The sequence below is a fragment of the Streptomyces sp. NRRL B-24484 genome (assembly GCF_000717715.1).
Classification (GTDB): domain Bacteria; phylum Actinomycetota; class Actinomycetes; order Streptomycetales; family Streptomycetaceae; genus Kitasatospora.
On sequence record NZ_JOAI01000037.1, the window covers coordinates 130,114 to 143,044 of the forward strand.

Genomic DNA, 12,931 nt, shown 5'->3' on the forward strand with positions numbered 1-12,931 from the left:
GGACGTACCGAACCGGCACGACCTGCGAGGTTTTCATGATCGTCATCACTGCTCCCACCGGGAACATCGGCCGCCGCCTGCTCGCCCTGCTCCTGGAGTCCGCTCCCGCCGCGGGCGAGGAACTGCGCGTGATCGTGCGCGATCCCGCCCGGCTCCCCGACGCCGTGCACGGCCGCGTCGAGGTGGTCACCGGCTCGCACGCGGACGCCGCGGTCGTCGACCGGGCCTTCGAGGGCGCGGACGCCGTCTTCTGGCTCGTGCCCCCGGACGCCTCACTGACCCCGTACGACACCTGGAGCGGCTTCACCCGTCCCGCCGCCGCGGCGCTCGCACACCACGGTGTCGGCCACGTCGTCGGCGTCTCGGCGCTCGGCCGCGGAACCCCGCTCGCGGACCGGGCCGGCCTCGTCACGGCCTCCCTCGCCATGGACGACCTCATCGCCGGCACCGGCGTCGCCTACCGCGCGCTGGCCAACCCGTCCTTCTTCGAGAACCTGCTGGAGGAGGTCGACTCGATCCGCGAGCGGGGCGTCTTCACCGACGTGGTGGACGCCGACCGCAAGGCCCCGCTCGTCGCCGTCGCCGACATCGCGGCGGCCGCCGCCCGCCTGCTGCTGGACCGCTCCTGGACCGGCACCGGCAGCGTCCCGGTCCTGGGGCCGCAGGACCTCTCGCCCAACGACCTGGCCCGCATCATGACCGAGCAGCTCGGCCGCCCCGTCCGCTACGAACGCCGGCCGCTCGACGAGCTCCGCACCACCCTGGTCGGCTACGGCCTCGACGAGGCGTTCGTGCAGGGGATCGTCGACATGAAGCGGGCCAAGGACGAGGGCCTCGACGCGGGCGTCGCCCGCACCCCGGAGACCGCGTCGCCCACCGGCTTCGAGCAGTGGTGCGCGCAGACCCTCAAGCCCGCCGTCCTCGCCTGAACCCCGACTCCCGGCACCGGCACGCGCAGTGCCCGGTGCACCTGGACCCACCTGCCGCACGGAAGGCACCCCGATGCCCGCTGAACGAACCGAACCGCCGGTCACGGCCTTCATCCTGGTCAGGACCACGCCCGAGTGGCTCGCCCTGACCGTCCAGGAACGCGTGGACGCCTTCACCACCCAGGTCCTGCCGGCCGTCCGGGCCAGGACCACCGGTGTCCGTTCGCGCTTCTACGACACGGAGTTCTACTCGGCCCGCGTCACCGACGTCTGGGTGTGGGAGGCCGACGACCACCACGCACACCGGCTGCTCGTCGACGCCCTGCGCGAAACCCCTTTCTGGGACCGCTACTTCGAGGTGGTCGACCTCCTGGTCGGCACCGAGAACGGCTACGCGCGCACCTACGGCCTCGAACCCGTCGCCACCGTCAGCACCTGACCCGCCGCCCGCTCGCGCGACGGGCCCGCCCCCCCCCCCGCCGCCGGTTGCGGCCGGGGAAGGACACGGGCCCGGACGTCGGTGAGGTCACGGGAAGTACATTGCCGCCTTCTCCAGGACGTGCCTGGTGAACAGCCCGCCCCAGGCGGTGCCGCCCCGGTACATGGTGACCCGGGCCCTCCCGGACGGCGCGGTCTGCACGGCGATCGGCCGGCCGAGCAGGGTGGTGCCCAGGAGCCGGGCGTCCGCCGCGGCCCACTGCGCCGCGGACGGCTGGACGGTGTCGCCGATCAGGGCGGGCAGCACCGTCGCCGCGTTGCGGGCACCGGGCAGGCCGCTGCGGAGGTGCTTGGAACGCTCCATCGCCCAGGCCGTGAACTCGGTCAGTGCGACCGTGTCGACCTCGGGAACGGCGGCGGCGAGGACGAACAGTTCGGTCTTGGTGCCGAACCACCGCAGCTTGCGGTCCCCCCGGTTCCCGACCACCACCGCGTGGTCGCCCCAGGTGGTCGCCGTCACCTGGCAGCCGTCGGCCCTGAGCCGCTCGCCGAGCTCCTGCAGGTACGCGCCGGCCGCGTCGGCCGGCGATGGTCCGTTCGCCTGTTGCTGCGTCATGGCGTAGATCCTCCGCCACGGGTACGACAACCGGAAGACCGAAGGCACGGAAGGCCGTTGAGGGTGGCGATCAGGCCTCCGGACCGGCAGCGCCGGATCGGCGCTCCACCCGGGGCAGGACAGGACGGTTCGTCATCCTCCTTGCGCAGCAACCGGGTTCGCCCGCACGGAGGAGCCCCCCGTCCTCCCGTCGGCCGATGACCGGTCCCGACGGGCCGACCTAGCGTGGACGGCATGGCAGATCAGGCACAGCGAGCCGCTCCGACCGCGTCGGGGCCGCCCCCGGCGGGCGGTCCCACCGCGGAGAACACCCCGGGCCGAACGGTCCGCGCGGCACCGGCCGCGCTCGCCGCGGCCGCCTGCTACGGCCTCCTGCAGGCGTGGTGGGCGCTCGGCCACGCCCCGTCCTTCGGTCGCTTCGGCACCGACCTGCTGGTCTTCCCGGGCTGGGCCGCCGTGGTGCTGTGCGCGGCCGCGGCGGTGCTCTCCCGGGCCCTGCACACGGCGCGCGGGCGCAGGCCGCTGCTGCTCGGAGCGGCCGCCGCGACGGCCGGCGCGCTGCTGCTCAGCTGCCCGTTCCTGCTGCTGGACGTGGTCGGCGGGCTGCTGCCGGGCCTGCACATCCCGTTCTCGCTCACCGGCTTCCTCAGCCGGGCCGGCTGCCTGGGCGTCGCGCTGCTGCTGGCGGCCACCGCGCTCGGCCACCGGCGCCGGTGGTGGGGCGACTGCCCGCGGTGCAGCCGCACCGGCCCGCTGCTCCGGCCCGGTCCGCCGGCCGGGCCGGAGCGCTGGGCGTGGTGGGCCGCGTACGGCGCGGTCGCCTCCTGCTGGCTGCGGATCCTCGCCCAGTACGCCCTCGGGTTCGCCGGACCGGGGCGGCTCAGCGCACCGCAGGCCGCGTCCCTGGCGGTGTTCGAGGTGGGCTTCGTCCTGGCCGGCACCGTGCTGCCGCTGTCGCTGGTGCACCGGTGGGGACGGGTCCTCCCCCGCCGGCTGCCGCTGCTGGGCGGGCGGCGCGTGCCGCCTCCGGTGCTGCTCGTGCCGGCCTGTGCGATCTCGGTCGGCCTGCTGGTGTACTTCGGGGTCGGCATCGGCCAGTTGGTGGGCGAGACCGTCCACCCGGTGGCCCATGACGGCGCGCTGCCGCTGTCCTTCCTCTGGGTGGCGATGCCGGCCTACTGGCTCTGGGGGCTCGGCCTGGGCATGGCCGCGCTGTCCTACCGGCGCCGGACCCGTCCGCCGTGCCGCGCCTGCGGCCGCTGATCCGGCCGCACCCGCGCCCTCCGCCGGCCGCCCCGCCGACCCTCCGGCCCGTCGGCCCGTCAGCCCGTCAGCCCGTCAGCCCGTCAGCCCGTCAGCCCGATCGTCGGGACGCCCGAGGGGACGGTGTTCCGCGGCCGGTCCTCGGTCTGGTCCTTCTTCCAGGCGCCGACGGCGAGCCGGCCCGTGGTGCCCAGGTCGAGTTCCGGGATCACCGTCACCGGGGCGGCATCCGCCGTCGCGCGGACCCTCAGGTACGGGGCGTTCACCGGGTCGACCGTCAGGTTGTCCACGGTGTTGCGCCAGACCAGCCCGGCGTAGGCCCGCTCGCCGGGGCCGAGGGTGATCGGCCGCGGCGGCTCGTCGGTGCCGGTGCCGGTCGAGATGGCGCTGCCGCCGTGCAGGACCTGCACCGCGCCGACGGGCCGGTGCTCCTCGTCGATGACCTGGAGCTCCGGATAGCCGTTCAGCCGGACGGTGCCCGCTCCGCAGTTCTCCAGGTGGAGACCGACGGCGCGCAGGCCCATCGCGGCATCGCCCTCGTCGGCGTACACCCGCGTCCCGGACGGCGGGCAGGGCCCGGTCTCGGCGGCCGCCTCCTTGCTCGGGACGCTGCGCACCCGGGTGATCCGCACCGAGCCGCCGCCTGCGGAGCCGGACGCCCCCGCGCCGGTGGGAGTGGCGCCGGGCAGGTGCTGCTCGGTCAGGGCGGGCGACGGCGTGGGGGTGCTCGCCGCGACGGTGCCCGTCACCGTCCGCCCGGGCGCGACGTCCGGCACCGTCTGCTTGCTGACCCGCATCGCCTGGCCGGACGGCGACAGGTGCGTGAACGTGACCGTGTAGGTGAAGGCTTCGCTCCCCCGGTTGGTGACCTCGAACTCGGTGCAGAGCGGGCCCGAGCCCGTGATCCTCACCCCGCGCACCTCCCGCCCCGCCGGACCTCCGGCAGGCACCGACGCCGAGGACGATGCCGATGCGGACGGCCTGACCGGCACACCGCAGGCGGACAGGGCGCCCGTCGGGGCGGCGCCGGCCTGCGAACCGGTGGCGGTCCGGGAGCCGCACGCGGTGAGCACCAGGAGCCCGGCGGCCAGGAGGACTGCGGAAGCGGTACGGGAACGATGCATCCGCCGAGCTGATCATGACAGGGCGTCAGCTGCCGTGACGCCTGTCACACTTCCGGCAACAGCCCTGTCACAGTCCCGCCGACCACGAAGGACCGAGACAGGCGGAGCGGCGGCCACCCGGCGCGGGTGGGCTTCGGGCGCGTCAGGGGTGGCTACTGTGGGGCCCCATGAGCCTGTGGTCACTGCGGTCCGCCCTGCCCCGACTGAACGGGGCGCTGGTCGCGGGGGCGGCGGTGGGCGTCCTGGTCGGGCTGCTGCGCGACCTGTCGATGGGCGTCCTCGCGGGCATCACCGCGACCCAGGCCTTCTTCGTCGCAGCCGGGTGGATCGCGCTGTGGCCGATGGACGCCGCCGCGACCCGCCACAACGCCCGGCGCGAGGACTTCCGGCCCGTCCTGGAGGAGCTCGTCGTCGTCGGGGCGGCGCTCGGCGGCCTCACCGGCATCGTGCTGCTGCTCCTGCTCGGCAGGTCCGCCGACAGCCACGCCGCCGCGGCGACCGCGCTGGCCGGTGTCTTCCTGGGTTGGGCGTCGCTGCACCTGATGTACGCCGCCCGCTACGCCGAGCTCTACCTCAAGCCCCCGACCGGCGGGATCGACTTCAACTCCGACGAGCCGCCGTCCTACAAGGACTTCCTCTACTTCAGCTACAACCTCGGCATGACGTACCAGGTCTCCGACACCAGCGTTACCACCTCCGCGATCCGTGCCGTCGTGCTGCGCCACTGCCTGCTCTCGTACGTGTTCGGCACGAGCATCCTGGCCACCACGATCAACCTGGTCACCGGGATCGTCACCGGCTAGGCACGCCCCTCTCCGACCTCGCCGGCCGCAGCCGGTCCCACCGACCGCGACCGGCCCGCGGGCGGGGCGTCAGACCTGGGCCATGCCGCCGTCGGCGAAGAGTTCGACACCGGTGATGAAGCCGGCGGCGTCGCTGGAGAGGAAGGCCGCGGCCCTGCCCATCTCCCGGGGGTCGGCGAGCCGGCCGGTGGGGTTGCCCTCGCCCATCGCGCGGACGGCGTCGGGGACGGCGTCGGCTCCCTGCGCCGCGCCGAGGGCGCGCCGCAGCGACTCGGTGTCCACCGCGCCGGGGCTGAGGACGTTGATGCGGATGCCGGAGCCCTTGATGTCCTGGATCCAGGACCGGACGAAGGCCCGCACGGCCGCCTTGGACCCGCCGTACAGCCCCATGCCGGCCGGGGGCCGGATCGACGCGGTCGACCCGATGACGACGACCGTGCCGCCGGGCGGCAGCAGCGCGACGGCCGGCTGGACGGTGAACAGGACGCCCTTCGCGTTGACGTCGAAGGTGCGGTCGAACTGCTCCTCGGTGATCGCGCCGAGCGGGGCGTGCGCCCCGATGCCGGCGTTGGCCACGACCGCGTCCAGGCGCCCGTGCCGGGCGACCACCTCGCGGTACGCCGCCTCCATGTCGGCGAGGCAGGTAACGTCGGCCACGATGCCCGAGCAGTTCGGGCCGATCGCGGCGACCGCCTCGTCCAGCTGCCCCTGCTGCAGGTCGGTGATGACGACCCGGGCGCCCTGGTCCACGAATTCCCCGGCGATGCCCAGGCCGACGCCGGACGCTCCGCCGGTGACGACGGCGACCTTGCCTTCGAGCGGGAGGTACATCGTTCTCTCCTCTGAGGTGGGTGGGTCCGCGCATGCGGACGGCGGCGGTCGCTGCCTCTACACTCGGAAGTGGAGGCGCCGCCGGTTCTTCGAAATATAAGCGGGGGCGCCTCCACTTAGCAATGCCGCCCCGCACCGACGACGGAGGAACCACCCCGTGACCACAGAGACCGGGCGCCCGATGCGGGCCGACGCGCGGCGCAACCGGGAGAAGATCCTCGCTGCGGCCGTGCGCGTCTTCGCCGAGGACGGACTGGAGGCGCACCTCGAACGGATCGCCAAGGAGGCGGGCGTCGGCTCCGGCACCCTCTACCGGAACTTCCCCACCCGGGAGGCGCTGATCGAGGCCGCCTACCGCAACGAGCTGAGCCGGCTGTGCGACGCCGCCCCCGACCTCCTGGCGGCCCTGCCGCCGCGCGAGGCGCTGCGCGCGTGGATGGGTCGATTCATCGACTACGCGACCGCGAAGCTGGGGATGGCCGAGGCCCTTCGCGCCGTCGTCGACTCCGGCGTCAACCCCTACGCCCACAGTCGCGAACTGATGACGACCGCCCTCACCTCGCTCCTGGACGCCGCGGTCGCCGCCGGGACGGTCCGACCGGACGTCAGCCCGGCGGACCTGTTCGCCGCCCTCACCGGCGTCGCCCTCGCCTCCGGCAAGCCCGAGCAGCGCGAACAGGCCGAGCGCCTCCTCGACCTGACCATGGACGGCCTCCGGTACGGCACGGCCGGCTGACGCCGACCGCGCGGAGAAGGGGGCGAACGCCGAGGCGAGCGCCCGTCAGTGCGCCGGAGTACCGTCCGGACCCGAGGAGATCGCCGGCCCGTGTCCGGTGACCCGTGTCCGGCGGTGACCCGCGGGGAATCCTCCCGCCGGGCCGGCGGGGCCGCGAGGAGGTGGGGAGATGGCGGAGGAACAGCAGCTGGAGACGGTGGACGGCATCGTCGAGCGGATCCTGTACGTCGGCAGCGGCGGCTTCACCGCCCTGCGCCTCGGCCTGGAGGACGGCGGGACGCTGACAGCGAAGGGCGAGGCCCTGCTGGGCGTGCAGCCCGGGGAGACGCTGCAACTGGCCGGCCGCCGGGGCAGGCACCAGGTGTACGGCGAGGAGTTCCACGCCGCCGAGTGCCGCTACGTCGAACCGGCCACCCTGCAGGCGATCCGCCGCTACCTCGCCTCCGGGCTGGTGCGGGGCATCGGGCCCAAGCTGGCCGACGCGATCGTGGACACCTTCCGGCTGGACACCCTGCAGGTCATCGACACCACGCCGGAGCGGCTGCAGGAGGTGCACCTGATCGGCCCGGCGCGGTACGCGGAGATCGTCGCCGCGTGGCAGGTCCACCAGGAGATCCGGCAGCTGATGGTGCTGCTGCAGGGCGCCGGCATCTCCCCCACCCACGCCCCGCGGATCGCCCACCACTTCCGCACCGTCCGCCGGGAGGCCCACGACGTCGCGGACGTCCTGGAGATCGTCCAGGAGCACCCCTACCGGCTCACCGAGGTCTACGGGATCGGCTTCACCACCGCAGACAGGCTCGCACTGTGGCTGGGCCTGCCGGAGCGCAGCCCCGAGCGGCTGCGGGCGGCCCTGCTGCACGCACTGGAGACGGCGGCGGTCCGCGACGGCCAGTGCTTCCTGTTCGAACGCCAACTGCTCCACCGCACCCTGCAGAACCTCCGCGACGAGACGCTCGCCGAACTCCTGCCCGACGAACTCGGGGCACTGGTCGCCTCCGGCGGCGTCGTGGTGCAGGACGTCCCCCGGGAGGGACGGCTCCAGGCCGCGGTGTTCACCCCGCGCATGCACGCCGCCGAGACCTCCGTCGCCGCCCGGATCGCCCGCCTGCGCACCGCCACGACCCGTCTGGCGTCGATGGGGCCGTGGCGCGACGGCGGTCCGCTGCCCGTGTTCGACAGCGCCGTGGAGCTCGCCCCCGCCCAGGAGGCGGCCGCCCGGATGGCCCTCACCGAACCGGTGTCGGTGCTGACCGGCGGGCCGGGCTGCGGCAAGTCGTTCACCGTCCGGTCGATCGTCGACCTCGTCGAGACGGCCGGCGGCCGGGTGGGGCTCGCGGCGCCGACCGGCCGCGCGGCCAAACGTCTTCAGGAACTGACCGGCCGGACGGCCACCACCGTCCACCGCATGATCGGCAAGGCCCGCGACGACGCCGGCCCGCTGAACCTGTTCGACGCCTGGGACCCGCTGGACGCGGACCTGATCGTCGTCGACGAGGCGTCCATGCTCGACCTGCCGCTGCTCGACCGCCTCCTCGCCAGGCTCACCCCGGGCGTGCACCTGCTGCTGGTCGGCGATGTCCACCAGCTCCCCAGCGTCGGCCCCGGCCAGGTCCTGCGCGACCTCCTCGTCGTCGGCGCGATCCCCCGCACCGAACTCGACGAGGTATTCCGCCAGAGCGCGGACAGCGCCATCACCCGCAACGCCGCCGAGATCCGGCACGGCCGGCCCGTGCGCAGCGGCGGCGACTTCTGGTTCCTCCCCGTCCCCGACGCGCGGATCCCCGAAACGGTCGTGGACCTCGTCACCCGCCGCCTGCCCACCGCGTACGGCGTCACCGCGGACGACGTGCAGGTGCTCGCCCCGAGCACCAAGGGCCCGGCCGGCACCCGGGACCTCGCCGCGGCGATCCAGGCCGAGGTGAATCCGCACCACGACGGCGACGCCCAGCACTGGGGCGACGGCCGGCCGTTCCGCCTGAACGACCGGGTCATCGCCGTCCGCAACGACCTGCGCAAGGGCGTCCTCAACGGCTCCACGGGCCGCGTCACCGCCATCGACGACAAGGAGCGCCATCTCCACGTCACCCTCGACGACGACGGCAGCAAGGTCCTCTACGCCTTCGAGGAGCTCGACGAACTCCTCCACGCCTACGCCGTCACCGTCCACCGCGCCCAGGGCAGCGAGTACCCGTACGTCGTCGTCCCGCTCACCAGGACGGGCCCCTCCTACCTGCTGCTGCGCCGCAACCTCCTCTACACCGCCGTCACCCGCGCCCGGCGGATGCTGGTCCTGGTCGGCGACCCCGAAGCCCTGGAGACGGCGATCAAGCAACCCGCCGCCGCCCGCAACTCCTCCCTCGCCGTCCGCCTCCACGAGGCCCTCACCGGCACGACCGTCCTCCCCGAACCGGCCCGCGCCCACCGCACCGGCGCAACCCTGTGCTGAACCGCCGGCCCCGCCGGCACCGTCGGCCCACCCGCGCCGCCGCGGGGCCGGAACAACCGCGTGCCCCCGCCTCCTCGGCGCTACGGCTGGCCCGACACGGCTCGGCGCTGCCACGGGGAGGTTCCGGTGTCGGGGAAGAAGGAACTACGGCACATCATCGAGCAGGAGCGCGCCGACGACGAACGCGAGGGCCCCGCAGCCCCGGTCCACCTCTCCACCCTGCCCACGGCCCCGCGCCCCTTCCGCCAGGTGGACCTCCTCACCGGAGAACCCCGGACCACCACCGAGCAGGCCTGGCGCAGCCTCCAAGGGCTGGCCGCCGAACGCGGCTGCGACGCCGTTCCGGGCGCGGGGCCTGACCTCCTGGGCCGGCGAATCCGCTTTCCAGCCCCGCTTCCTGGCCTTCGGCAGCGGAGTCCGCCGGCTCCCCGAGGACGGCCCGGACCAGTCGGAGTGGTCGGGGGGAGCGCGTGAGGGCAGTGCCCCCTGCTCGACGGCGCCGACCGCCCCGACGACTGACATGTGACCCGGATCACCCGGAAAGGGTGACGGGCTGCTGTCGCGGACGCCTGCGAGCGTGGGCACATGACGACCGTTCACCGCAGCACGCCGACCGACGAGGACTGCCTCGCCGAAACCCTGGCCTTCAACGAGCAGTTCGAGGCTGCCGCCGCCCTTCGCCCCACGCGTTCGCGCATACCGGACGCCGCCCTGCTGGCGCTCCTGCGGCGCAACCGGCTCGCCGGCGACACCCCGCCGGTGCGCCTGCCGCAGGGCCGGGACCGTGTCCTCGGCGGCGGGGTGAAGGTCCGCACGTTCGTCCCGCCGCACGTCGAGGGCGTGTACCTGCACCTCCACGGCGGCGGCTGGGTCTTCGGCTCCGCGGACGGACAGGACGAGCGGCTCTGGCGACTCGCCCAGGAGGCGCGGCTGGCCGTCGTCAGCGTCGACTACCGCCTGGCGCCGGAGCATCCCTTCCCCGCCGGGCCCGACGACTGCGAGGCCGCCGCCAGGTGGCTGGTGGCGAACGCCCGTGCCGAGTTCGGGACACAGCGGCTGCTGATCGGCGGCGAGTCGGCGGGCGCCCACCTGAGCGTCCTGACCCTGCTGCGCCTGCGCGACCGGCACGGCGTCGTCGGGGCGTTCGACGCGGCGCACCTGCTCTTCGGCCCGTACGACCTGTCGATGACGCCGAGCCAGCGGCTGTTCGGCTCCAGGCCGCTGCTGAGCAACACCGACACCCTGCAGGGCAGTTACGACCTCTTCACCCCGGGCAGGGATCCGGAGCAGCGCCGCCGTCCCGAGGTCTCGCCGCTGTTCGCCGACCTCGGCGGTCTGCCGCCCGCCCGGATCGTCGTCGGCACCGAGGACCCGCTGCTGGACGACTCGCTGTTCCTCGCCGCCCGCTGGGAGGCGGCCGGAGCGCGTGTGGACCTCGGCGTCGTCGCCGGTGCGATGCACGGGTTCACCCTGTTCCCGCTGACCGTCACCGAACGGGAGTCGGGGCGGCAGCGCGACTTCCTCGCCGGCGCGTGACGGTAGCCTCGGTCCCGTGAACCGCACGGACCGGCTCTACGCCCTGGTGGAGGAGTTGCGGGCGGCTGCACCGCGGCCGGTGACGGTCGGCGTGCTGGCCGCGCGGTTCGAGGTCGGCAGGCGCACGGTGCAGCGCGACCTCCAGGCGCTGATGGCGGCCGGTGTCCCGGTGCGGGCGGTGACCGGTCGGGGCGGGGGCTGGTCGATCGACCCGGCGACGACGCTGCCCCCGATCGGCTTCACCGCCGACGAAGCCGCGGCGCTGGTCGCCGCGCTCGCCGCGGCCGACGCCTCGGCGCCGTACGCCGGTGCGGCCCGCTCCGCGGCCCGGAAGATCGCCGCCACCATGACGGGCCCGGCCGCCGAGGCGGCCCGGGGCCTCGCCGCCCGGGTCGTCGCGCTGCCGGGCCGGGCTCCGGAGCCGGTCCGCACGGCCGTGGAGCGGGCCGTCTCCGGCGGCACGGTGCTGGAGCTGTCCTACGCCGACGCGGGAGGACGCGTGAGCGACCGCGTGGTGGAGCCGGCCGGCCTGCTCACCGCCGGCGGCCAGTGGTACCTGATCGCCTGGTGCCGCACCCGGCGCGCCGGCCGGGGCTTCCGGCTGGACCGCATCACCGCAGCCGTCCCGACCGCCGAACCCGCACCGCACCACGACCTGGCCGACCTCCTGACCGGCTCCGCCGCCGCCGGCGCGACCCGGCCCGCGGCCCTGGACCCCCTCGCCCCGCCGCACTGAACCCGCGACACCGCAGACCGAAGACTCCGCGCGGACCGCTCCGGCTCGATCGACCGTTACGCGGAGCCCTGCCCGGCCCTGCCCGAAGTCCTCGGCCCCGGCCGCCCGAGGACCGGCGAACGTCCCGTTGTCTCGCCCAAACATCCATTTGGGAAACATGACTGACAGGTCATCAGGTGATCGCATACCGTGACGGGTGCCACCAGCCAGTCAGCTCTTCGAGGGGGCACCGCTATGTCCCGGAGCCGCAAGCTCCACCGTCTCAGCAACCCCGATGCGGCCGAGCACCGCGCCCAGCGCATGCTGTTCCGCCATCTCCGCGACGACACCAACGCGAACCGCGGCCGCATGGCCAAACGCGTCCGCGAGCTCCAGCTGCTGCTGGCGATGGACCCGGTCGAGTTCGAACAGCTGATAGCCCGGCTGATGGAAGCCATGGGCATGAAGGTCGAGCTCACCGCCCGTTCCCGCGACGGCGGCGTGGACGTCCGCGGGATCGACACCGACCCGTTCCGCGGCGGGCACGTGATCGTGCAGGTCAAGCGCCACCGGGACACCGTGACGCCCTCGGCGGTGCGGGACCTGTACGGCACGCTGCAGCACGATCCCGCGGCGACGAAGGCCGTCCTGGTGACGACCAGCAGGTTCGGGCCGAGTTCGCACCAGTTCGTCACGGGCAAGCCGATCACCCTGATCAACGGCGCCGAGCTGGTCGGCCTGCTCAAGCACCACGGCTTCCACGAGGTCTTCGCGGCGGCCCGCTTCGGCGCGGACGGCGGACCGGACGGCGAGGAGCTGCCGCCGGTGGACGTGCCGTCCGAGCCCGCCCGGCTCCTGCTGCACTGGGTCGGGGACGAGGAGTACGACATCGCCGCCCTGGTCTGCCGCGGGAACCGGGCACTCTCGGACGAGCACCTGGTGTTCTACAACAACGGCTCGACGCCGGACGGTTCGGTGCGGCTCCTCACCGGCTACGGCGACGCCAACGCCTGCCTGATGGTGGACTTCGACGCCCTGCCGGCCGAGGCCGACCGGCTGGTCGTCGTCGCCGCGGCGGACACCCACAACCACCCCACCGCGACCATGGGCGGGTTCGCCGGTCCCGCGCTGATCCTCGAACCGGGCGCCGACGAGGACCCGGCCGTGGTCCACCTGGCCGACGGCGCCCCCACGAACACCGCCATGCGTCTCGGCCGCTTCGACCGGGACGCCGCTGGTGACTGGGACTTCACTCCGGCCCTCGCCGGCTACCCGGGCGGACTGCACCAGGCCGTCATCGCCTACGGCCTGGAGGTCGACGACGCCTGACCGCACGCCCGGCCGAACGGATCCCGGCGGCACTCCGCTCGCACTGCGCGCCCACCGACGTTCCCGTGGGCACGACCTGGACGCCCTCCCCGGGACGACACGGGGAGGGCGTCCGTTCTCGCGCCGCTCCGGCCACGGGAGCGCGCCTCCGCCACCGTCCCC

At 74.3% G+C, this 12,931-nt stretch carries 12 protein-coding genes; 9 read left to right on the plus strand and 3 right to left on the minus strand.

Annotated features, from left to right (window positions below; translation table 11 throughout):
• The first annotated feature begins 35 nt into the window (after positions 1 to 35).
• The gene (locus IE98_RS0128780) at positions 36 to 929 is read left to right on the plus strand and encodes an NAD(P)H-binding protein (RefSeq protein ID WP_030273911.1); all 894 of its coding nucleotides are present in this window, start codon (positions 36 to 38) and stop codon (positions 927 to 929) included.
• 73 nt (positions 930 to 1,002) lie between these two features.
• Positions 1,003 to 1,368 (plus strand): darcynin family protein, encoded by a 366-nt coding sequence (locus tag IE98_RS0128785; protein WP_030273913.1) that lies wholly within the window; start codon positions 1,003 to 1,005, stop codon positions 1,366 to 1,368.
• Between the two features lie 87 nt (positions 1,369 to 1,455).
• On the opposite strand, the gene IE98_RS0128790 is transcribed toward IE98_RS0128785, so the two are convergent.
• The gene (locus tag IE98_RS0128790) at positions 1,456 to 1,983 is read right to left on the minus strand and encodes a hypothetical protein (protein ID WP_030273915.1); all 528 of its coding nucleotides are present in this window, start codon (positions 1,981 to 1,983) and stop codon (positions 1,456 to 1,458) included.
• Positions 1,984 to 2,217: 234 nt separating this feature from the next.
• On the opposite strand from IE98_RS0128790, the gene IE98_RS0128795 reads away from it, so the two are divergent.
• The gene (locus IE98_RS0128795; RefSeq protein ID WP_052391090.1) at positions 2,218 to 3,246 is read left to right on the plus strand and encodes a hypothetical protein; all 1,029 of its coding nucleotides are present in this window, start codon (positions 2,218 to 2,220) and stop codon (positions 3,244 to 3,246) included.
• An 83-nt stretch (positions 3,247 to 3,329) separates the two neighbouring features.
• Here the strand turns inward: IE98_RS0128795 and IE98_RS0128800 are convergent, their stop codons facing one another.
• Positions 3,330 to 4,157 (minus strand): DUF4232 domain-containing protein, encoded by an 828-nt coding sequence (locus IE98_RS0128800; protein ID WP_052391091.1) that lies wholly within the window; start codon positions 4,155 to 4,157, stop codon positions 3,330 to 3,332.
• A 380-nt stretch (positions 4,158 to 4,537) separates the two neighbouring features.
• Between IE98_RS0128800 and IE98_RS0128805 the strand changes: the two genes are divergently transcribed.
• Complete coding sequence (locus tag IE98_RS0128805; protein ID WP_030273920.1) at positions 4,538 to 5,173, plus strand: DUF1345 domain-containing protein; 636 nt, start codon at positions 4,538 to 4,540, stop codon at positions 5,171 to 5,173.
• Positions 5,174 to 5,242: 69 nt separating this feature from the next.
• On the opposite strand, the gene IE98_RS0128810 is transcribed toward IE98_RS0128805, so the two are convergent.
• On the minus strand, positions 5,243 to 6,004 hold the full coding sequence (locus IE98_RS0128810; protein WP_030273922.1) for an SDR family NAD(P)-dependent oxidoreductase: 762 nt from the start codon (positions 6,002 to 6,004) through the stop codon (positions 5,243 to 5,245).
• A 181-nt stretch (positions 6,005 to 6,185) separates the two neighbouring features.
• On the opposite strand from IE98_RS0128810, the gene IE98_RS0128815 reads away from it, so the two are divergent.
• From IE98_RS0128815 to IE98_RS0128840, 5 genes are all read left to right on the plus strand, one after another.
• A complete protein-coding gene (locus IE98_RS0128815) occupies positions 6,186 to 6,740 on the plus strand; it encodes a TetR/AcrR family transcriptional regulator (protein ID WP_199922982.1) in 555 nt (184 codons plus the stop codon).
• Positions 6,741 to 6,909: 169 nt separating this feature from the next.
• Positions 6,910 to 9,189: an ATP-dependent RecD-like DNA helicase gene (locus IE98_RS0128820; protein WP_052391092.1), complete on the plus strand. Its 2,280-nt coding sequence runs from the start codon at positions 6,910 to 6,912 to the stop codon at positions 9,187 to 9,189.
• Between the two features lie 585 nt (positions 9,190 to 9,774).
• The gene (locus IE98_RS0128830; protein WP_030273930.1) at positions 9,775 to 10,725 is read left to right on the plus strand and encodes an alpha/beta hydrolase; all 951 of its coding nucleotides are present in this window, start codon (positions 9,775 to 9,777) and stop codon (positions 10,723 to 10,725) included.
• Positions 10,726 to 10,741: 16 nt separating this feature from the next.
• Complete coding sequence (locus IE98_RS0128835) at positions 10,742 to 11,461, plus strand: helix-turn-helix transcriptional regulator (protein ID WP_030273932.1); 720 nt, start codon at positions 10,742 to 10,744, stop codon at positions 11,459 to 11,461.
• A gap of 234 nt (positions 11,462 to 11,695) precedes the next feature.
• On the plus strand, positions 11,696 to 12,769 hold the full coding sequence (locus IE98_RS0128840) for a restriction endonuclease (protein ID WP_052391093.1): 1,074 nt from the start codon (positions 11,696 to 11,698) through the stop codon (positions 12,767 to 12,769).
• The last annotated feature ends 162 nt before the right edge of the window (positions 12,770 to 12,931 follow it).